General features: G+C 42.7%; 19 protein-coding genes. 15 read left to right on the top strand and 4 right to left on the bottom strand.

Annotated features, from left to right (window positions below; all coding sequences use genetic code 11):
* Positions 1–77: 77 nt before the first annotated feature.
* The 8 genes from I4Q58_RS11830 (at position 78) to I4Q58_RS11795 (ending at position 6,898) form a co-directional block, all read left to right on the top strand.
* Entirely contained in the window at positions 78–1,994 is a 1,917-nt protein-coding gene (locus tag I4Q58_RS11830; protein WP_203296095.1) for a DUF294 nucleotidyltransferase-like domain-containing protein, read from the top strand.
* The gene (locus tag I4Q58_RS11825; protein ID WP_203296094.1) at positions 1,995–2,666 is read left to right on the top strand and encodes a 3'-5' exonuclease; all 672 of its coding nucleotides are present in this window, start codon (positions 1,995–1,997) and stop codon (positions 2,664–2,666) included.
* A gap of 162 nt (positions 2,667–2,828) precedes the next feature.
* Positions 2,829–3,173 carry a rhodanese-like domain-containing protein gene (locus I4Q58_RS11820; protein WP_203296093.1) on the top strand — a complete coding sequence of 115 codons (345 nt, stop codon included), beginning with the start codon at positions 2,829–2,831 and terminating at the stop codon, positions 3,171–3,173.
* Between the two features lie 6 nt (positions 3,174–3,179).
* Positions 3,180–3,449, top strand: coding sequence for a heavy-metal-associated domain-containing protein (locus I4Q58_RS11815; RefSeq protein WP_203296092.1), 270 nt, complete (start codon positions 3,180–3,182; stop codon positions 3,447–3,449).
* The gene (locus tag I4Q58_RS11810; RefSeq protein WP_203296091.1) at positions 3,449–4,417 is read left to right on the top strand and encodes a Tll0287-like domain-containing protein; all 969 of its coding nucleotides are present in this window, start codon (positions 3,449–3,451) and stop codon (positions 4,415–4,417) included. The genes I4Q58_RS11815 and I4Q58_RS11810 overlap by 1 nt, the downstream gene beginning before the upstream one ends.
* Positions 4,418–4,426: 9 nt before the next feature.
* Complete coding sequence (locus I4Q58_RS11805) at positions 4,427–5,011, top strand: methyltransferase domain-containing protein (protein ID WP_203296090.1); 585 nt, start codon at positions 4,427–4,429, stop codon at positions 5,009–5,011.
* A gap of 13 nt (positions 5,012–5,024) precedes the next feature.
* A complete protein-coding gene (locus tag I4Q58_RS11800) occupies positions 5,025–5,489 on the top strand; it encodes a methyltransferase family protein (protein ID WP_203296089.1) in 465 nt (154 codons plus the stop codon).
* A gap of 71 nt (positions 5,490–5,560) precedes the next feature.
* On the top strand, positions 5,561–6,898 hold the full coding sequence (locus I4Q58_RS11795) for an MBL fold metallo-hydrolase (protein ID WP_203296088.1): 1,338 nt from the start codon (positions 5,561–5,563) through the stop codon (positions 6,896–6,898).
* Between the two features lies 1 nt (position 6,899).
* Here the strand turns inward: I4Q58_RS11795 and upp are convergent, their stop codons facing one another.
* Positions 6,900–7,553, bottom strand: coding sequence for a uracil phosphoribosyltransferase (upp, locus tag I4Q58_RS11790; protein WP_203296087.1), 654 nt, complete (start codon positions 7,551–7,553; stop codon positions 6,900–6,902).
* A gap of 134 nt (positions 7,554–7,687) precedes the next feature.
* Here upp and I4Q58_RS11785 point away from each other — a divergent pair, with 134 nt between their 5' ends.
* From I4Q58_RS11785 to I4Q58_RS11765, 5 genes are all read left to right on the top strand, one after another.
* Positions 7,688–8,329 carry a Crp/Fnr family transcriptional regulator gene (locus I4Q58_RS11785; protein ID WP_203296086.1) on the top strand — a complete coding sequence of 214 codons (642 nt, stop codon included), beginning with the start codon at positions 7,688–7,690 and terminating at the stop codon, positions 8,327–8,329.
* 55 nt (positions 8,330–8,384) lie between these two features.
* Complete coding sequence (locus tag I4Q58_RS11780) at positions 8,385–9,185, top strand: sulfite exporter TauE/SafE family protein (RefSeq protein ID WP_203296085.1); 801 nt, start codon at positions 8,385–8,387, stop codon at positions 9,183–9,185.
* Between the two features lie 77 nt (positions 9,186–9,262).
* Positions 9,263–10,687 carry an MBL fold metallo-hydrolase gene (locus tag I4Q58_RS11775; protein WP_203296084.1) on the top strand — a complete coding sequence of 475 codons (1,425 nt, stop codon included), beginning with the start codon at positions 9,263–9,265 and terminating at the stop codon, positions 10,685–10,687.
* A gap of 196 nt (positions 10,688–10,883) precedes the next feature.
* Positions 10,884–12,146, top strand: coding sequence for an NAD(P)/FAD-dependent oxidoreductase (locus I4Q58_RS11770; protein ID WP_203296083.1), 1,263 nt, complete (start codon positions 10,884–10,886; stop codon positions 12,144–12,146).
* Positions 12,147–12,161: 15 nt separating this feature from the next.
* On the top strand, positions 12,162–12,368 hold the full coding sequence (locus tag I4Q58_RS11765; protein WP_203296082.1) for a YgaP family membrane protein: 207 nt from the start codon (positions 12,162–12,164) through the stop codon (positions 12,366–12,368).
* A 35-nt stretch (positions 12,369–12,403) separates the two neighbouring features.
* Here the strand turns inward: I4Q58_RS11765 and I4Q58_RS11760 are convergent, their stop codons facing one another.
* The 3 genes from I4Q58_RS11760 to I4Q58_RS11750 form a co-directional block, all read right to left on the bottom strand.
* Complete coding sequence (locus tag I4Q58_RS11760) at positions 12,404–13,087, bottom strand: LytR/AlgR family response regulator transcription factor (protein ID WP_203296081.1); 684 nt, start codon at positions 13,085–13,087, stop codon at positions 12,404–12,406.
* The gene (locus I4Q58_RS15740) at positions 13,084–15,039 is read right to left on the bottom strand and encodes a tetratricopeptide repeat-containing sensor histidine kinase (RefSeq protein WP_203296080.1); all 1,956 of its coding nucleotides are present in this window, start codon (positions 15,037–15,039) and stop codon (positions 13,084–13,086) included. Before I4Q58_RS15740 ends, I4Q58_RS11760 begins: the two co-directional genes overlap by 4 nt.
* A 114-nt stretch (positions 15,040–15,153) precedes the next feature.
* Entirely contained in the window at positions 15,154–18,990 is a 3,837-nt protein-coding gene (locus I4Q58_RS11750) for a tail fiber domain-containing protein (RefSeq protein ID WP_203296079.1), read from the bottom strand.
* A 291-nt stretch (positions 18,991–19,281) separates the two neighbouring features.
* Here I4Q58_RS11750 and I4Q58_RS11745 point away from each other — a divergent pair, with 291 nt between their 5' ends.
* Positions 19,282–19,938 (top strand): peroxiredoxin, encoded by a 657-nt coding sequence (locus I4Q58_RS11745; RefSeq protein ID WP_394369337.1) that lies wholly within the window; start codon positions 19,282–19,284, stop codon positions 19,936–19,938.
* 94 nt (positions 19,939–20,032) lie between these two features.
* The gene (locus tag I4Q58_RS11740; RefSeq protein WP_203296077.1) at positions 20,033–20,431 is read left to right on the top strand and encodes a hypothetical protein; all 399 of its coding nucleotides are present in this window, start codon (positions 20,033–20,035) and stop codon (positions 20,429–20,431) included.
* Positions 20,432–20,446: the final 15 nt, after the last annotated feature.

The raw sequence follows: 20,446 nt of genomic DNA, 5'->3' as shown, positions 1-20,446 counted from the left end.
TGTACTTCTTTTTTCTGTTGAATTGGTGTAATATGAAGTCTCGTTTACTGCGGTTATAAAAGCTGCTATTTTTCCCCATGGAAAACACCATATCGACACGAATCTATGATTTTTTGAAGGAGTTTCCTCCCTTTCACCTGATTGCAAAGGAAGCTTTGCTTGCTATTTGTGGTGAAATGGAAGTGCGCTATGTTGAAGAGGGAGAGACAGTATTCAAGCAGGGAAATAATCCTGACAAACATTTCTTCGTCCTTCGGGAAGGGGCTATTGGACTTTATCGTGAAATGCAAGACAAATCCCTCCTAATCGAAATTTGCGATGAGGGTGATCTTTTCGGATTGCGACCCCTGCTTCATGAAGATGCCTATCGTATGTCGGCCATTGCAAAAGAAGAAAGCATTCTCTATGCTATTCCGGTCCAACAACTGAATAAAATTCAACAGCAGAATGAAGCGGTAGCCTCCTATCTTACTTTCAGCTTTCAGACCACAGCAGCCGAACATAGAAGTGAAGCTGAATCGCTTTTGCAAATGGGTAAAAAGATTTCCGTTGAAAAAGACGCGCTTTATTTTGATTTACAGCCGATTTCCTTTACCGCCAACCCTATCACCATTGCTGCTTCAGAAACAATTCAACAAGCCGCGACACTTATGACAAAACATAACATAGGGTCGTTGTTGGTAGCGAAAGAAGGATTGCCAATAGGAATTATGACCGATAAGGATTTGCGTTCCAAAATTGCTACCGGAACTATCCCGCTACAGGGTTCTGTTGAAAAAATAATGTCCGCTCCCGTAATTACCATCCATTCTCGAGAGAACGTGGCCGAGGCACAATTGCAAATGGTCCGGAATGGAATTACCCATCTCTGTGTAACCGAAGATGGAAGTCCGAATTCACGAATTGTAGGTATACTATCCGAACACGACCTGCTTACCGTTAGGGGAAATAATCCTTCCGTATTGCTGAAAAGGGTAAACCGAGCGAAATCGAGTACCGATTTAAAAGAAATTCGTACCAAGGTAAATACCTTATTGGCTCGCTATATCGAGCAGGGTGCTCCCATAGCATTCATTACCGAAGTGGTTTCCAACATAAATAAAGCGATGACGGCTAGAGCCATCGATATTTGCCTGTCCGAAATGGAATCAGAGCCGCCGGTTTCATTCGCTTGGTTGGCTTTGGGAAGTCAGGGTAGGGAAGAGCAACTGTTAATGACCGACCAGGATAATGCCTTGGTTTTTGAAGATGTTGGAGAAGAAACCTACGAATCGGTAAAGAACTATTTCTTGACATTGGCAAAATCGGTTACCAAGGTGTTGCACGAAATCGGTTTTGAATATTGCCCAGCCGATATGATGGCAAGTAATCCGCAATGGTGTTTGTCAAAAACCGAATGGAAGCAGCAATTTCACTCTTGGATTACAAATCCTACCCAAGAGGCGGTCATGTTCTGTACTATTTTTTTCGATTTTGAACGAATGTATGGTGATGCCGAATTGGTCCAAGCGCTATCGGACGACGTTTACGACTCGATTCACTCGTATGAAATATTCCTAAATCACCTGGCGAAGAACGCTATCCAAAATCCAGCTCCCATTGGATTTTTCCGTCAGTTTATCGTAGAATCGAATGGTACGCACAAAAATCAATTCGATTTGAAGGCAAGGGCGCTAATGCCATTGGTGGATGCCGCCAGAGTATTATGTTTGTCGTATAATATTTCATCCAAAAACAATACGGTAGAACGGTACCGGGCCTTATCCGAAAAGGAACCTGAAAATGAAGCCTTATTCGATTCGTGTATCGATGCCTTTCATATTTTGTTACGTTTTAGAACGGAGCAGGGCTTACAGCATGGCGATTCGGGACGCTACGTAAGCTTGGAGCAGTTAAACAAAGTTGAAAAATTAACGCTGAAGGCTTGTTTTAAAGCGATTAAGGATGTGCAGGAATTGTTACAGCTTCGGTTTCGACTATCACAAATGCTATAAATGTTCGGATGGTTTTCACATAAACGCAAAAGCGACCTACCAGACTTTTGGAAGGAATATGAAGTCAGCTTCAAGAAAACGTCAACTACCGATATTACCCAAAAACGATTTGTGGTTTTCGACACCGAAACAACGGGCTTGAGTCCTGGCAGTGACAAAATTCTTTCTATCGGGGCCATCGCCGTAAAGGGCAAGGCTATTTTCACTAAGGATAGTCTAGAATTATTTCTTCAACAGGAAAAATTTACACCAGAAAGTGTACCGATTCATGGGTTGCTGAAAGGTGGCGAGCGAAAAAAGATTTCAGAATTGGAGGCGCTTGCGCAATTTTTGAATTATATCAAGTCTTCAACTTTAGTGGCGCACCATGCTTCATTCGATAGGGCAATGGTAAATAATGCGCTAAAGCTACATGGCCTGCCACCATTGTTGAACGCTTTTTTGGATACGGGTGATTTACATGCCGCACTGATTCGAAAGCCAAGTTCACGCATTTCACTTGATGCCCTCTGTGAAAACTTCAACATAACGATGCACGACCGACATACCGCGCTGGGCGATGCGTATCTAACCGCTCAAGTATTCATCAAACTTATAACGCGGCTGGAAAAAAATGATGGGTTTCGTATTCGCGATCATTTCATTCGAAAGAAAAATTCAGGGTTGCTGTAAAAAATTTGACGCTGTGTAACTTTAGTTACTGTAGCAGCTTGAAAGTGAGCTTACATTTGTCTACGAGTATTAACAATGTTGGTTTTATTGGTTGATTAAAAAAAGGCAGTCTTGAGTGGAAATAGGGCTGCCTTTTTTACCCGAACCCCTAAACTGTTCACTATGACTTTTTTTCGCTCTCTTTTTTCAACGACTACCCCGGATACCCCTGCTAAAATATTGGAGGCATCAGAATTTGCTTCCCATATCAAACAGCCCGGCGTGCTATTAGTCGATGTTCGCACCGCGGAGGAATTTAGTGCCGGACATATTTCGAAGGCACAGAATGTCGATTATTTTCAACAAGAATCATTTGTGAAACTTTTTAGTGAAATGGACACGAGTCAACCTATCTATCTCTATTGTCGCTCCGGCGCTCGCAGTCAGAAAGCGGCAGCCCAATTGAAGTCGATGGGCTTCACCGAACTTTACGATTTAAAAGGAGGCTACTTGGCGTGGCCCAAATAATAACCTATGAAAGCAACGATTACCATACAAAACCTCAAATGTGGCGGCTGTGCTGCCACTATTGAAAAGAATATTTCAAAACTACCCTATATCGAAGGGGTGGAAATTGATTTAGAAACCTCAGTAGTATCCTTCAACTACGAAACGGAAGCAGATAGAAACGCTGTTGAAACAACATTAGAACGTCTGGGCTATCCTTCGGTAGGAAGCCAAAATGGTATGCTTTCCAAAGCAAAATCCTTTGTAAGCTGTGCTACGGGAAAACTCTCTTCATAATGAAAACACTTTTATATAGCGCATTGGTTTTAACGTTAATTGCTTGTCAGTCGAAGCACAAAGAAACCTATACCGCACAGCAAGTTATGCCTAGCGAAGTCGCTACCGAGCAACATCCAGGACTGGAAATGCTGCAGACCTACTGTTATGTGTGTCACAGTCCGACCGCAACTATGGACGATCGCATTGCGCCGCCTATGGCAGCGGTAAAGATGCATTATATTTCGGAGGAAACGTCGAAAGAAGAATTCACAGAGGAACTTCTATCCTTTTTAGCAAAACCGACCGAGGACAAGGCTAAAATGCGAGGGGCGATTCGAAAGTTCGGATTGATGCCCGCCCAAAAATTTCCAGAAGAAGCGCTTCAACAGATTGCGGAGTATCTTTATGAGCATGAAATTGAAACACCGGCTTGGTTCGAACAGCATCGAAAGGAAGAAATGGGAAAAGGGAAGGGCCATGGAAAAGGCCATGGCGCTATGCAACATACTTCACCCAAAGAGAAAGGTATGAAGATGGCGACTTCCACCAAGGCCGAATTGGGCAAAAATCTTATGGGAACCATTCAAAGGGAAGGAACGTTGGCAGCACTTGAGTTCTGTAGTGAACGTGCCTATCCATTAACCGATAGTATGGCGACCGTACATCAGGCAAAAATTAGAAGGGTTAGCGATAAACCTAGAAATCCAACCAATAGAGCCACTTCCGAGGAAGAGGCATATATCAATCGATTTAAACTTCAGGTTGCAAGGAATGAAACAATCGAGCCTATTACTGTTGCTGAAGGGAATAATCACCAGTTTTATTATCCGATCGTAACAAATACCATGTGCCTACAATGCCATGGAACACCGAATGCTACAATCGCTTCTGAAACCTTTGAAAAGATAAGGGAGCTGTATCCGAACGATGAAGCCATTGGCTATTCAGAAAATGAGGTTCGTGGCATTTGGAGTATTTCTTTTTAACTTTGAGATATGGATTTCTACGAAACATATTGGAACAACCGATATATTTCGGGTGAAATGGGCTGGGATATTGGCTATCCTTCAACGCCGTTAAAGGAATACTTCGACCAGTTGGTGGATAAGGAGCAAAAAATCCTGATTCCAGGAGCTGGGAATGCGTATGAGGCCGAATACCTACATCGGCAAGGGTTTAAAAATGTACACGTGCTCGATATTTCCTGTATGGCATTGCGGAAGTTTCAGGAACGGGTGCCCGATTTTCCAGAGAATCATTTGGTGCATGCCGACTTCTTCAATCATGAAGCATCGTATGATACAATTATCGAACAAACCTTTTTCTGTGCGCTGCCTAAAAAATTTAGAGCACGCTATGTCGAAAAGATGAAATCCTTATTGAAACCAGACGGGAAGTTGGTCGGTTTGTTATTCAACATTCCCTTAAACGATGATAAACCACCCTTTGGTGGAAATGAAAAGGAGTATCGCGAGTTATTCGGTCCTCATTTCAACATAGAAATTATGGAAACAGCATATAACAGCATTCCAGAGCGACAGGGAAACGAGCTTTTTGTTAAGATGACCACTGCTTCGTAGTTTCTAAATTAAAATGAACATATCTACATACGATATCGGTTTTGTGGGCGTCCAACTGCTATTATTCGCGGCCTATGTGTTCGATGCCTTACCCTTGGTGTTTTTAGACACTGCAACTTTTTTTATAGTAGGATTGTTCGTGTTTTTAGCTGGGATGCTCATCGGTTTTGTCGCGGTGCTTCAACTAAATGTTCATCTTTCTCCTTTCCCGAGTCCGTTACCGGGTGCAAAACTCATTACCAACGGTTTGTTTAAGTATGTTCGTCACCCAATCTATACAGGAATTCTTTTAAGCGGTGTAGGTTTCGCCATTATCAGTACTTCAGGATATCGACTGATAATCACGTTTTTGCTATATGTTCTGTTTCATTTTAAAGCGAAATACGAAGAACAACAACTTCAACAGGCATTCGATAGCTATTCAGCATATAAAAGAAAGACGGGTCGATTCCTTCCAAAGCTATTCAACCGTAACTAAACGCTTGCATGTAACATAGGTTACGGCATATTCCCTTTTGGTTTTGTATTTTTGAAGCAAATTTGAGAGCTATGACAATTAAGCAATTTGAATATAAACCATTAGCACATTATTCGTACGCTATCGTAAGCGATGGGAAGATGATGTTGGTGGATCCAGAGCGCAATCCAGCGCAGTATTACGAATACGCAGAAGAACAGAACGCGACTATTGTGGCTGTTTTTGAAACCCACCCACATGCCGATTTTGTGAGTGCCCATCTTCAGATTCATGAGGAAACAGGCGCAACGATTTATTGCAGTGAAAAAACGGGAGCCGATTATCCGCATAAAGGGTTTGATGAAGGTGACGAACTAACCATCGGAAAGATGAAGGTTTCAGTGAAAAATACGCCTGGACATTCACCCGATAGCATTACGATTATCACTTCGGAAGATGATAAAATGGCTTTATTTACGGGCGATACCTTGTTTATTGGAGATGTGGGCCGTCCCGATCTTCGCGAAAAAGCCGGTCACTTAAAGGCAAAGCGCGAAGAATTGGCCAAAATGATGTACCATACCATGCAAAACAAGTGGAACGACCTTCCTAATCATGCGTTGGTATATCCAGCCCATGGTGCCGGATCGCTTTGTGGAAAGGGGATGAGTGCCGATGCTTCTTCCAGCACGCTTGGCAACGAGCGAATGGGGAACTGGGCCTTTAAAAAACAGACGGAAGAGCAGTTTCTAGACCATTTGTTGGACTCGCAACCGCATATTCCACATTATTTCGGTTATAATGTGGGCGTGAATAAGGACGGTGCAAAAAATCTGCGTAGCAGTATCGGGAATGTAAGAGTTCGATTGAATGTAACGGAAGCCGATGCCGACACCTTGGTTGTCGATGTTCGGGATGAAGAAGAATTCAAAAAGAACCATCTTCCAAATAGCATCAATATTATGGCGGTTTCACCAAATGCCGGTTTTGAAACCTGGCTCGGGTCTATCGTGAAGCCGGATGAAAAATTCCGTTTGGTGGTTAATAGTGTCGACGATATTGAGAGCATCTTACAACGCGTTTCAAAAATCGGGTACGAACCGAACATTTTGGAAGTGGTAACCTTAGGTACTTCATTTGAAACCATGGAGGAATTGGATGTTTCAAAATTCAAAGGCAATACGGACGATTATACCATTGTGGATATCCGAAACGAGGGTGAAACCGAGGAAGGAACCTTTTTCGACAATCCAGTTACCATTCCATTACACCAATTGCGAGAGCGTGCCGATGAAATCCCGACCGATAAGCCGATTGTGGTGCATTGTGCAGCAGGATTCAGAAGCGCCGCCGGAAGTAGTATTTTGGAGAAAGACCTGCCAAACGCTGAGGTATTCGACCTTAGCGATGCGGTAAAGGATTTTAAGTAAGCTACATTTTTTCACCATAGGCCAAATCGCCTGCATCCCCCAAGCCAGGAACGATATAGCCTCGAGCGTTTAAGTTATCGTCCACCGCGGCGATCCAAAGCACGGTTTCATCAGGAAAGGTATTGGCCACATGGCTAATACCATCCTGCGAACCGATGACCGATACGATATGGATTTCTTTCGGCTTTCCGTAGGCTTCAATAGCTTTTAACACATTTTCCAGGGTTCGGCCCGTGGCAAGCATAGGGTCGCAAAGCACTAGGATTTTTCCTTCTAGGGAAGGAGCCGCCCAGTATTTCACAATGACTTCAAAATCGTCGTCGTCGTTTGGATGATGCCGATACGCAGATATAAAGCCGTTTTCAGCAGCATCAAAATAATTCAATACGCCTTGATGGAGTGGAAGTCCCGCACGAAGAATAGAGCATACCACGAGTTCATCTGTCTGTATCTGCATCGTTTTCTTACCTAGCGGTGTAGCAACGGTTTCTTCATCATACTCCAATGTCTTACTTAATTCGTATGCCAAGATTTCACCGATTCTTTCAATATTCTTTCGAAATCGCATACGATCCTGTTGTGTTTCGGTATTTCGAAGTTCGGTTACAAAGCGCTGTAGCACAGAAGGGGCATTGGTAAAATCGTGAAGCGTCATAGTGGGAATTTCTAAGATTGAACGATAGGTGAAGATACTAATTCGACCGTTATTTAACCATTTCTGTAACTCAAGTTACCAAAAGTTGCGATTACAGTTTGTATTTTTAAGCATTACTAATTAGAATTTTTGCTGTGTTACAAGAACTAACCGAACATTATGGTGCTTTTTTCGAGGATGCACTGCTTCAGGAAATCAATCAAGTAGGGGTTTTTAAGGAGGTGCCTGAAGGCTACACGCTGATCAATATCGGTCAGTATGTGAATTCCATGCCGTTATTGATTTCGGGTGCTATAAAGGTGCTACGTGAGGATAACGATGGAAATGAACTGTTACTTTACTTCTTGGAACGAGGCGATACCTGTGCGATGACGATGACCTGCTGTTTGGGACAAACCAAAAGTGAGATCAGGGCTGTAGCCGAAACCGACGCAAAACTGATTATGATTCCGATTCAGAAAATGGAGGAATGGACCGGAAAATATAAAAGCTGGCGGAATTTTGTATTTCAAAGCTATCACAATCGTTTGCATGAAATGCTAGAGACTATCGATAATATTGCTTTTCTGAATATGGACGAGCGTATTATGAAGTATTTGAAGGACAAGGCAAAAATTGAACAGGGCAATACCATTGCTACCACCCATCAACAAATTGCATACGATCTGCACACCTCGAGAGTGGTGGTGTCCCGCCTGTTGAAGAAGTTGGAAACCATGGGCAAGATTGAATTGCACCGAAACAGTATAAAAGTCATTTCCCCAGAAACAATGTAACGAATGTTACTGTGGTGAAGCGTGGTTCAACCTAGCTTTGCCTGAAACCTATCGAATGGAAGTATATCAAGTATTAGGATATGTTGGAGCGTTGCTTATAGGCATTGTCCTTGGTCTCATTGGTGGAGGCGGCTCCATTTTGACCGTTCCTGTCTTGGTCTACCTGATGTATATAAACCCTGTTACCGCAACTGCCTATTCACTATTTGTAGTGGGAATTTCCGCTTTGGTCGGCGCCCTTCGAAACATGCAAAAAGGCCTGGTGGATTATAAAACGGCCATCGTTTTTTCAATTCCCGCCTTTATCGCAGTCTATCTCACCAGACGCTTTTTGGTTCCTGCCATTCCTGAGGAATTGTTTACGGTGAATGGTTTTGTCTTTACCAAAGACATCGGAATTATGGTATTCTTCGCCATCATTATGTTGGTGGCTTCCTATTCGATGATCAAAACAAGAAAAGAAAAACCGACGCCGGCTTCAAAAAAGAAATTTAATTATCCCTTGATCATTGTTGAAGGTGTGGTAGTAGGTGTTCTTACAGGAATCGTGGGGGCAGGTGGAGGCTTTTTGATTATTCCTGCCTTGGTATTGTTGGCAGGCTTACCGATGAAACGGGCGGTGGCTACTTCACTATTAATCATCGCGGTGAAATCGCTCATCGGATTTTTAGGCGATGTGGAAACCATGGAAATCGATTGGCCCTTTCTCTTGATATTTTCAGCTATTTCTGTACTTGGAATCTTTGTAGGGGTTTGGTTGAATAAATTCATCAACGGAAAAAAGCTAAAAAAAGGCTTTGGCTGGTTCGTGCTGGTCATGGGTATTTATATTATTATCACAGAAATATTCAAATAAGATACTGTGTAACCTATGTTACCGATTCTTAGAGGGTTACACCATATCTTTAACTTCATTTACTAAACAGTACGATTATGAAAATTGAACAAATTTATACCGGATGCATGGCACATGCCGCTTACTATTTGGAAAGCAAGGGCGAAGCTGCCATTTTTGACCCACTTCGTGAAGTACAGCCCTATCTCGATAGAGCTGCGAAAGATAATGCCACCATCAAGTATGTTTTTGAAACGCATTTTCATGCCGATTTTGTGAGTGGCCATTTAGACCTTCAGAAGAAATCGGGCGCCGATATCGTTTTTGGTCCGACAGCCAAACCAGGATACGATGCAATTGTAGCCGAGGACGGACAGGTTTTTGAGGTGGGCGACTATAAAGTGAAGGTGCTTCATACGCCTGGTCATACCATGGAGAGCACTACCTATCTTCTCATTGACGAAAACGGAAAAGAACACGGTATCATTACGGGCGATACCTTATTTATTGGCGACGTGGGCCGACCAGATCTTGCGCAGCATGTTGTTTCCGAATTGACCGAGGAGAAACTAGCAGCTCATTTGTATGATTCCCTTCGGAATAAGATCATGCCATTGCCAGACCATCTTATCGTGTATCCCAACCACGGAGCCGGATCTGCCTGTGGAAAAATGATGAGCAAGGAAACAACCGATACCTTAGGTCATCAAAAAGAAACCAATTATGCGCTTCGGGCCGATATGACGAAAGAGGAATTCATCAAGGAATTGCTTACCGGTTTGATGCCGCCTCCAGGCTATTTTCCTCAAAATGTACTGATGAATATTAAAGGCTACGACAGCTTCGATGAGGTGCGTGAAAAAGCAGAAAAACCACTTTCACCTGAAGCTTTTGAAGCCGCTGCAAATGAAACCGAAGCCATCGTGTTGGATGTCCGCACCGAAAAGGAATACGTAAGAGGCCATATTCCACGCTCTATTTTTATCGGACTTAACGGAAATTTCGCGCCTTGGGTGGGGGCATTGATTGTCGATACCAAACAGCCGATTTTGTTGGTGGCCGAGGAAGGTAAAGAAGAAGAAGCCATCACCCGTTTGGCTCGTGTTGGGTTCGATAATGTGTTGGGCTATTTAAACGGAGGGTTCGAAGCCTGGAAGAAAGCAGCCAAGGAATATGATACCATCACTTCCATTTCAGCAAAACAGTTGGAAACCGCTATTCATGAAGATGCAAGCCTGAAAAATAAGGTGTTCGATGTTCGAAAGCAAAGTGAATACACTTCAGAACATATTGTAGATGCCACAAATACGCCATTAGACAATATCAACGATCATTTGGCGAAGTACCCAAGCGATGATACCTTCTATGTACATTGTGCTGGTGGCTATCGTAGCGTGATTGCTGCCTCCATTTTGAAAAGTCGCGGGATTCATAATTTGATCGATGTGGGTGGCGGATTTAAAGCCATTAAGGAAACCGACATTCCTGTAACCGATTATGTGTGTCCTACGACCATGTTATAGGGAAGAAGATTACGAAATAGTACGAAAGCGATATCGAAAGGTATCGCTTTTTTATTTTTTGAAGTAATTTGAATAAAATAAGTGAATCCTTTAATTTTTAACGCTTTAAAATGAATATTTATCAGTATCGTGTAACAAATGTTACAGATTTGATGGTATTGAACGATTACTTTTAAAGAAATTAAGGTGAAACATTATGGAACAGCATTTTGAAATTTTGATTATTGGAGGTGGAACGGCGGGTATTATGACCGCTGCTCAGTTGTTGAAGAAAGATAAATCCCTTTCCATAGGTATCATCGAACCGGCACAAACACATTATTATCAGCCGGCTTGGACCTTAGTCGGTGCCGGAACGTATGATTATGCAAAAACAGCTAAACCAATGGCCGAAGTAATGCCCGATGGGGTGGAGTGGATACGCGATTATGCCACGGGTTTCGATCCTGAAAAAAATATTGTTACCACCAAGTCGTCAGGTGCTTTTCAATACGATTTTTTAGTGGTAGCGCCTGGCTTGGTAATGGAGCCGTCCATGATTGAAGGCTTGCCGGAAGCACTCGAAAAAGGCGTTGCCTGCAGCAACTATATCGATCCCGAAAAGACGTGGGATATCATCAAGAATTTTAAGGGCGGAAATGCTGTTTTTACACAACCTACAACCCCCATTAAATGTGGAGGCGCGCCGCAGAAGATTGCCTATTTAGCAGCCGATTATTTTAGAAAGCATGGTTTGGAAGAGAAAACCAATGTGATTTTTGCAACGCCGGGTAGCGTTATTTTTGGGGTGAAGCCCATTCGTGAAACCTTGATGAAGGTCATCGATCGCTATCATATTCACTTTAAACCTTTTTATGCTCCTTTCAAGATTGATGTTGATGAAAAGATCATTCACTTCAACCATACTGCGCCAGAGGAAAACCGTTGTATTATCAATGAAGGCAATGAACTGGGTGAACGTATGTTGGGCGAAACCGATATTCAGGTGCCTTTCGACATGCTTCACTTGGCGCCACCACAAGCAGCACCAAAATTTATTCGCGATTCTTCGCTGGTAAATGATACCGGTTGGTTAGATGTAGACCATCATTCCCTTCAACATAAAAAACACGCCAACATCTTCGGATTGGGAGACGTTGCAGCGTTGCCAACAGCTAAGACAGGAGCCGCTATTCGAAAGCAGGTTCCGGTGGTAGTGGAAAATATACTGTTGTTGAAAGCCCATAAGGAAGCGACCAACCATTCGTACAATGGGTATTCTTCCTGTCCGTTGGTCACGGGCTACGGAAAAATGGTCTTGGCCGAATTCGATTATCAGAGCAATTTCACACCCGATCCAAAATTGAAGCGAATGTTAGTGTTTAATAGCGACAAGGAGCATTGGCGTCTTTGGATGATGAAAAAACATTTATTGCCGTATCTTTATTGGAATAAAATGCTGAAAGGCAAACAAGTATAATCAAATATATTTATTATGAAGAAAAATATGGGCGCTACCGATCGTACGATTCGAATCTTGTTAGCGATCGTTATCGGACTCCTTTTTTGGCAGGATGTTATAACAGGAACGTTGGGCTATATTCTTTTGGCCTTGGCAGGGATTTTTGTACTGACCAGCTTTATTAGTTTTTGTCCGCTGTATCCGGTTTTGGGAATCAATACCTGTTCCAGGAAAACATAGTCACTTATACACATCTAAGGCCTTCGGGCCTTTTTTTATGATAAATGGGAAAGCAGCGCGACTTTATGTTTAGGTGAAAGTGGTACGCTTTCATTGCCTATCATAACTTCCTTCTTTTTTATTTCGCGAATCTTTTGAACGTTCACAACATACGAGCGGTGTGTTTTGAAGAAAAGGTCTGGTTGTAATTTTTCGGTTACCGACTTCAGGGTATGCGGCACCAAATATTGGTCGGTTTCGGTAATGACATAGCAATAATTATCGAAAGCTTTCAGATACAAGATGTGCGATTGGTTGATGTTATGGGTTCTCCCTTCCGTTTTCACTAGTAAAAACGCCTCCTCCTCTGGTTTAAATTGATGCCAAGCCACTTCAATACTACTTCGCAAGCCGGCTTCGGTGAACGGTTTTACGATATATCCCAAAGGTGACGTTTCTTTTACGCGTTGCACCGTATCTGGATCGGTTTGAGAAGTTAGATATAAATAGGGAACGTTCTTCGTCTTTAGTTGATGGGCCAAGTCGATACCATCTTTTCCAGCTCCTAAATTGATGTCCAATAACACCAAATCCGGATTAAAACGCTCGATACCTTTAACGGCATCCTCATACTCATCGCTATCGCCTACTACTTTAAAACCTTGTTTTAATAGCGCAGTTTCAATGGTTGCGGTAATCAACGGTTCGTCTTCTACGATATAGATCTTTAAGGGTTTCATAGTTCGGTAAAGCGGTGAATGGTAAGTTGTGCAATGGTTCCTTGGGGTGAATTGGTTTGGTATTCCAATTTTCCACGAAGCTTTTTGGAAAGTGCTTTTATCAATCGAATGCCAAAGCTATTCCCTTCAATGGTTTCTGGCATTCCTGTTCCAGTATCGATTACCTTCAATAGGAGCATCGATTCATTTTCTTTGGTTAGCTGAATATGTAGCTTTTTTTCTGTTGAATTGGGGGTGAACGCGTGCTTGATGACGTTGGTAATCAATTCATTTAAAATCAATCCCAGTGGCGTGATGGTTTCAATATCCAACACAAGTGAATTGACATCTAAGAAATAGTCAATTTCGTTTCCTTCGGCTTGGTGACTTTCAAAAATGTCACGCGTTAGGTCGCTGAAGTATTCTTCGGTGTTAATTCCTACCAACTGGTCTTTATTATACAATTTCTGGTGAATCAAAACCATGGAGCGAACGCGGTTTTGCGCTTCCTTCATCGCTAATTGCGCCTCTTTGTCCTCGATGTTCTCAGATTGAAGGTAGAGTAGGGAAGAAACGATCTGGAAGCTATTTTTAACACGATGATGTGTTTCTTTCAGCAACACGTTCTTTTCATCGACGGTAGCTTCCAACAATGCTTTTTGTTTCGCCAATAAGCGATTCTTTTTGTTGTTTTTGTAAAGGAAAAAACCAACGAGTCCCGCGACGAATAGACCTATAAGGGAAAGATATAGGTAAATTTTGCGCTGTTGTTCAATTTTTTCAGCTTCGCGTTGTTGTGCTTCTTGTACCTGGTCGAAGTCATACTGCATCTGCAACTGGGTGAGTTTCTTTACATTTTTTTCGTTGAAGATGGAATCCTTGAAGGTGATGTATTGCTTATGAACCTGCAACGCTTGTTGGTGCTCGCCCAAGGCTTCTAAAGCATGAAATAGGCATTCTGATGCTTTTAGTTGGTACTCCAGGTTATTGTTTTGCACAGCGAATTGAAAAGCAGTTTCGCAGTCTTTTTTAGCCGTTTCGAAGGCGTCTATCTGATTGTACAATTCACCTCGATGGGTAAGCACATAGGTTAGTCCTGTCATGTTTTTTGATGCATCATACGTTCCATAGGCCAAATCGAAACGCTTTTCGGCTTCACGATAGTTTTGAAGTCCGAGTTGCGCTATCCCAAGATTAAGGTTGGATATCGCAATAAAACGATCGGGTGCCTGCCCTTCTAACATTAAATCATGAGCTTCAAGCAACGTTTGCAATGCAATATTATAATCTGCCATTTTTAGATATAAATCGCCTTTGTTCATCAATGTAACACCTGCTTCAACCATTCTTCCGAGCGAGCGATAACCTTGTATGGCACGCTCGTAATAAAGGATTGCGGTAGGATATTCTTCAACCTGATTATAAGCATTGGCTAAAGAATTCGATAAGATTAAGTTTTCATTTTGGTGTCGGAACCTTTCCTCTCCTTCTAATTTCGTGGTATCTATCTTATCGAATACACGTTGGGCATCAAGCATGGTAGCAATGCCCTGTTGAATGTTTCCCGTTCGGGAATAAATACCGCCCATCATGGCTAGAATGGATCCCTTTAATACAGGGGCTTCTCCTTCTTTTAAATAGGTGCTTGCTTTTTTCAAGACGTGAAGAGCAGAATCTTGTTGGGAATGATTGAAAAGGTAAATACCCAAATAACGATGGCTAGATGCTTTTACTTTTGAATTATTGCTTTTTTCTGCTAGGGCCAAAGCGCGATCCACCAATTTTTTACTGTGGGAAGACGTACGGTATTGGGTGAAATTCTTTCCCAGATAATCCATTTTCTCCTCAAGGGAAGGGAGTTTTTCCACTCCCTGAAGAATGGAGTCGATAGTGGTTTCAGTTGAATCGTTCGACTGGGACCGACAAATGGTGATACCCAGAAGAAAGCAGAGGAGCGCGATCGATATTTTCACAATGTGGTAGTTAGTGCTTTAAATGTATGCAATTTTAATAAAAGGGAAAGCTTGCCACCCCTGACAAGCTTTCCTGAAATTCTCCTTACTTAAAAAAAGAACCTCCTCAACATATTAATTTTCAGCCAACAAGTCTGCGGAACTCGTTTCCGGTGAATCCTTCGCTTCTAATGCGGAAAGGCGAGCTTCCAATGCTTCATATTGCGATAATTGTTGTTTTAACCGTTTGTTTTCTTCCGTTAGTGCTTCGACTTTTTCGTCCAACTCCTGAATGGCTTTCACCGCTACGGGTACCACTTTATTATAGTCCACAGACCATAGCGCGGAATTCTCATCGGCAGGTTTTTGAACGGCCTCGGGAAGGACTTCAAATAATTCCTGAGCAATAAAACCAACGGTAGTTTCACCTTCATCAGAAATGATCAAGGCATTATTTTCGAATGTCGAATTGTGATGGAAATACGATTTAGGCTGTATCTTCATTATCGTGGCCAATCCTGATGAAATAATCTTTTGATCAGACTTCAGACGTCCGTCACTGTAGGTCGTCCAAGCATTTGCACGTCCGCGTCCCGTTCCTATTGTAGCGCTATTTGGAAGCTGAATGGCATAAGTAGGATTGGCTAGGTTCACGCTAAACTGACCATTCACCTGTACTTGCCCGTCACCAAAAACTTGCATGATGTTTCCTGTTCCTGTACGGAAAAAATTCAATCGAGCATCGGCTGCAGTATCATCGGCGCGACCATAAATAGTCCAATTACTTGCTGTTTCGAGAGCATTGGTAAAAGTCAATCTACTGCCATCGTTAGACCCCGTTTCTTCGAGCTCTAGATGAACAAATGACCCGCCAGAGCTATTGGTACTAACATTTACTTTGGCAGCGGCATTATTCTCTTCTCCAACACTTAATCTTCCAGAGATATAATTGCGCCCTACGAAATAACCAGCCCATCCATTGCTTGTCGATACATTGTTGTACGTTCCGTAGTGCGTTCCGCCGGCTCCTGAGGAAATCAGATTGTACGTGCCGTACTTATTTCCAGAACCAGATGTGCCATTATCAAATTCTGTTCTAATACCGTACATAGTGCTGTTGGCATTATTGCTGAAGTAATTATAAAACCCTTGAATTCCTCCCGAAGCGGTCCCGTTGGAGATCTGGTTGCGAACACCTGTTAGTTCTGTAGCATTCACGGCAGTATTGAATTCATTATGAACACCGCGTTGCTGTGACGAAGCCGTCGAACGCATCCCGTTGTACACTCCGTATTGATTACCAGAGGAACCATTATCTAAATTGTTTAAAGTCGCTATCATCTGCGCAGAACCATTGCCGTGTAACCAGTTTCGTGTACCATACTGACTGCCATTAGCCGATGAGTTAATATCGTTGAAGGTCCCATATTTCTGACCAGTACCAGAGCCGTTTACTAGATTATAGATGGCGTAGGCATTTCCACTGCCACTTCCGGTTTTATCGATGTACATTCCATAGGTTCGATTCCCAGAATTATCTGTTTTGGTAATATTCAATCCACGGTCGGCAGAACCCGATTGGTTAATGTTAACTCTTCCAGTGCCGGTAGAGTTCATGTTAAGGTTAAAGTTGTTTTGGGTCAAGGTTGTTGTCTGCGTTAACGTTCCTCCTAGGCGAATATCATTACCAGATTCCGTTAAACCGTTACTAGCCGTAGTATCATCGCTATCTAAGGCTGATAAGTTTACGGTTTGAGGCGCAACGCCATCAGCTTCGATTTCCAAGGTCAAGTCACCCGTTCCCGCATTGAAGCTAAACGTATCGATAGTCTGGTCGTCGGTATCGAGTGAAGCGAGGTTTACGCTGTTTCCATCTTCTATGGAAAGCGTAGTTCCTGTTAAAAGTATGGTCTGATCATCGGTGTTAAGTGAAGCGAGGTTTACGCTATTCCCATCGGCGATAGAAAGTGTATTCCCAGAAAGGCTCAACGTTTGGTCATCGGTATCGGTATCGATAGAAGCCAGGTTGATACTGTTCCCATTCTCTATGGAAAGCGTGGTTCCCGAGAGGTTTAAGTTCTGGTCGTCCGTTCCCGTGCCATCCTGAAGCGAGGAAAGGTTAACGGTTTGAGCAGCGACACCATCATCTTCAATTTCTAACGTCAGCACTCCTGTTCCTGAGTTAAAGTTGAAAGTATCGATAGTTTGATTGTCGGTATTAATGGATGAAAGGTTTACGCTGTTTCCATCCACAATAGAGAGTGTATTTCCGGATAAGCTTAAGGTTTGGTCGTCGGTATCGGTATCGATGGAAGAAAGATTTACACTATTTCCGTCTTCAATTGAAAGTGTATTGCCCGTAAGCGTAAGATTCTGGTCATCTGTACCTGTACCATCCTGGAGGGATGAAAGATTCACGGTTTGAGCAGCCACACCATCATCTTCAATTTCCAAAGTCAAGACGCCTGTTCCTGTATTGAAGCTAAACGTATCGATGGTCTGATCGTCGGTATCGGTATCGATAGATGCCAGGTTGATGCTATTACCATCCTCTATGGAAAGCGTAGTTCCTGAAAGTGTAAGGTTTTGGTCATCTGTTCCGGTTCCATCCTGAATAGAAGATAGGTTTACACTGTTTCCATCTTCGATAGAAAGTGTTGTTCCGGAGAGGGTCAAGTTTTGGTCGTCGGTATCGGAAATGGTCGTACTGATAAGGGTTCCATCAGCGGCAATTCCAATCACAACTTCTCCGGGAGCAAGCGTTTGGTTACTAAGCGCAAAGTCGGCGCCGCTATAGGTGGTATCGTTGTCGGGAAGCGTAACAGTGTTTCCATCTGCGATGGTTAGATCGTGACCAGAAATAGAAAGGGTTTGATCGTCGGTATCGGCAGCGGCATTGACAAAGGAAAGATTTCCAGCACCATCGGTGCCGATTACCTGTCCGGCCGTACCGTCCGCGGCAGGCATTAGATAGCGGTTTGAAATTGGATCGGTACCAAATGAGGTCCGTCCGATAAAGTATGCCGCGTAACTATTTGGTTTTTGAACATCCAATAGAACGCCGTAATGAATACCGCCACTCGATGCGTTTATGTTTGTGTAAGTACCATACTTTTGCCCTGATCCAGAACCTGAAATAGTATTATACACACCATATTTCCTTCCGTTTCCATTGCTTTGAAGAGCATTGTATACGCCATAGGTTAAGCCTGAATATGTAAAAGCTCCAGGAAAAATATTATAAACACCCTGACCAGTTTCACCACCCCCCATATAGTTTGAAATCCCTCTTTGAATACCTAAGGATCCACCGGGGGGATAATTTACAAATACCCCATGGTAAAAAGATCCAGAAGACATATTGTTGAAACTGGCACGATAACCAGTTTGTGTCATGGGATCTGGAGAGCTTAGTATGGTTTCGACACCATAATACCGTTGTGAACTTGTACCCGTTACACCTGCATTGGTTACTTCAATTCCAGTTTTACTTCCAGCAGCGGAACCAGAATTTGTTACTTGAATGCCATTTAAAGTAGCATCGTTCGAATCGACATTTAGCTTTGCAGATCCTCCTACGTTGGAATTTCCAATCGTAACATTCCCCTGTGTTACCATATTATCGGTAATAGACGAAGGCGCAACTGTAGAATTGGCAACATACCAATCGATATCGCTGCTTCCGGCCATCGCTAACCAGCTAGAGCTAGTATTATCCCAGTAATAAAATCCTTTGGTAGGCGTGCCATTTCCAGTAGCAAAGACCATCATCCCGTCCTGAGAGGCACCAGGATCGGTGGCTGGGAAATTGTCCACCCGCGGAATCAAAATCCCATCCGTATTCGATGGATTTGCAACATCAGTGGCCGTAATATCCAAAGAGGATTGTGGCGCTGTATTGTTAATCCCTACTTGGGCATGACTGACCGCGAAAAATAAGCTGGCCAAGATGATAAGTAATTTTGTCTTCATAAGTACGTGGTTTCATATGTTGAGCTAGCAGGGAAGTAGGTTAAGCGGTAAGTTTGGGTCAAAAAAAGTATCACCTTATGCTTCGAAAGTATAGTAGTTCAGTAGGTTATGAAGTATGTTTTTAGTGAACCACACTATTTTTTTAGTGAATCGGTGTACGGTTTGTTTTTTGGGTTGAAATTCACTTAAAGCATTGAAATTGAATTATCCACAACCATTTTCTTCTGTAACAGAGGTTACTGATTTCAAGAATTGCGCGTCGTACTTTTACTATCTAAAATGAAAACTGTTATGGAACAACCACAAGAAACAATCAACTACATGCCGCGGATAGGTGACCAAGCTCCCGATTTTACGGCAAAGACAACGAAGGGCGATATTACTTTGTCGGAATATGCCCAAGATAAATGGATCGTACTCTTCTCGCATCCTGCCGATTTTACGCCTGTATGTACCACCGAAATGAGCGGCTTTGCCACTCGTAAGGCGGAGTTTGATACGTTGAATACCGAATTATTGGGTCTTAGCATCGACAGTATACATGCGCATTTGGGATGGGTCAATAATGTCAAAAACAATACAGGGGTGTATTTCGACTTCCCGATTATTGCTGATTTAGATATGAAAGTGTCTAAGTTGTACGGCATGCTACAACCTAACGAAAGTGAGACAGCAGCAGTACGAGCGGTGTTCTTTATCGATCCGAAAAAGAAAATCCGTCTTATTATGTACTACCCACTGAATGTAGGGCGAAACATGGATGAAATTCTTCGGGCCCTCGAAGCACTTCAAACTTCCGATAAATATAGTGTGGCCATGCCACTCGACTGGAAGAAAGGCGATAAGGTTATCGTACCACCGCCAAAAACGCTTTCAGAAATGGAGGATCGATTGAAGGACGATACTGTTGAAAGAGTAGACTTCTACCTGGCAAAGAAGTCACTATAAGGTCATAACCCCAACTTAATCGGTTGGGGTTCTATAAATTTTAGGAGCATTGCCTCTCAACTATTATTTAAAAATTGTGTAATTTTATCTCCAAATGAAATCCATAGCAGCCATATTGTTTTCATTTCTAGTGCTTTCCCAAAGCCTTGGCTTAGGAGTGGCCGATGTAGTGCGTATTGGCGATTTGGTGGAGCATGCTCGATATCACAATGAGACCTATGGTGATAATTTCTCCGATTTTCTTGCCAAACACTATGGCGACCTGAAGGCCGATCATACGCATAACGAGAACAATCGAGAACAAGAACACGAAGAACTTCCCTTTCAACATGCTGGCTGTCATCATTTAGTGGTCGAACATACTAGTTTGGCCTTTGTTTCACTTCCAGAAAAGAAAGTAGTATCCTCTGAGGAAAAAACTTCTTTCTACTATTTCGATTTATACGCTTCCCTCGAAAGATCGGATATCTTTCAACCCCCTAAACAGGCATAATGATCCTTTAACTTC

This window comes from Luteirhabdus pelagi (assembly GCF_016827595.1).
Classification (GTDB): domain Bacteria; phylum Bacteroidota; class Bacteroidia; order Flavobacteriales; family Flavobacteriaceae; genus Luteirhabdus; species Luteirhabdus pelagi.
Note: the sequence above shows the minus strand (reverse complement) of the source record. Positions and strands in the feature narration are given on the sequence as shown.

What these genes read in the sequence shown, in the direction of transcription:
- I4Q58_RS11765 (WP_203296082.1), top strand. Translation starts at nt 12,162, where the DNA reads ATGAAGAAAAATATGGGCGCTACCGATCGTACGATTCGAATCTTGTTA.
- I4Q58_RS11810 (WP_203296091.1), top strand. Translation starts at nt 3,449, where the DNA reads ATGAAAACACTTTTATATAGCGCATTGGTTTTAACGTTAATTGCTTGT.
- I4Q58_RS11825 (WP_203296094.1), top strand. Translation starts at nt 1,995, where the DNA reads ATGTTCGGATGGTTTTCACATAAACGCAAAAGCGACCTACCAGACTTT.
- I4Q58_RS11775 (WP_203296084.1), top strand. Translation starts at nt 9,263, where the DNA reads ATGAAAATTGAACAAATTTATACCGGATGCATGGCACATGCCGCTTAC.
- I4Q58_RS11760 (WP_203296081.1), bottom strand. Translation starts at nt 13,087, where the DNA reads ATGAAACCCTTAAAGATCTATATCGTAGAAGACGAACCGTTGATTACC.
- I4Q58_RS11815 (WP_203296092.1), top strand. Translation starts at nt 3,180, where the DNA reads ATGAAAGCAACGATTACCATACAAAACCTCAAATGTGGCGGCTGTGCT.
- I4Q58_RS11820 (WP_203296093.1), top strand. Translation starts at nt 2,829, where the DNA reads ATGACTTTTTTTCGCTCTCTTTTTTCAACGACTACCCCGGATACCCCT.
- upp (WP_203296087.1), bottom strand. Translation starts at nt 7,553, where the DNA reads ATGACGCTTCACGATTTTACCAATGCCCCTTCTGTGCTACAGCGCTTT.
- I4Q58_RS11805 (WP_203296090.1), top strand. Translation starts at nt 4,427, where the DNA reads ATGGATTTCTACGAAACATATTGGAACAACCGATATATTTCGGGTGAA.
- I4Q58_RS11830 (WP_203296095.1), top strand. Translation starts at nt 78, where the DNA reads ATGGAAAACACCATATCGACACGAATCTATGATTTTTTGAAGGAGTTT.
- I4Q58_RS11770 (WP_203296083.1), top strand. Translation starts at nt 10,884, where the DNA reads ATGGAACAGCATTTTGAAATTTTGATTATTGGAGGTGGAACGGCGGGT.
- I4Q58_RS11745 (WP_394369337.1), top strand. Translation starts at nt 19,282, where the DNA reads ATGGAACAACCACAAGAAACAATCAACTACATGCCGCGGATAGGTGAC.
- I4Q58_RS11795 (WP_203296088.1), top strand. Translation starts at nt 5,561, where the DNA reads ATGACAATTAAGCAATTTGAATATAAACCATTAGCACATTATTCGTAC.
- I4Q58_RS11750 (WP_203296079.1), bottom strand. Translation starts at nt 18,990, where the DNA reads ATGAAGACAAAATTACTTATCATCTTGGCCAGCTTATTTTTCGCGGTC.
- I4Q58_RS11740 (WP_203296077.1), top strand. Translation starts at nt 20,033, where the DNA reads ATGAAATCCATAGCAGCCATATTGTTTTCATTTCTAGTGCTTTCCCAA.
- I4Q58_RS11800 (WP_203296089.1), top strand. Translation starts at nt 5,025, where the DNA reads ATGAACATATCTACATACGATATCGGTTTTGTGGGCGTCCAACTGCTA.
- I4Q58_RS11780 (WP_203296085.1), top strand. Translation starts at nt 8,385, where the DNA reads ATGGAAGTATATCAAGTATTAGGATATGTTGGAGCGTTGCTTATAGGC.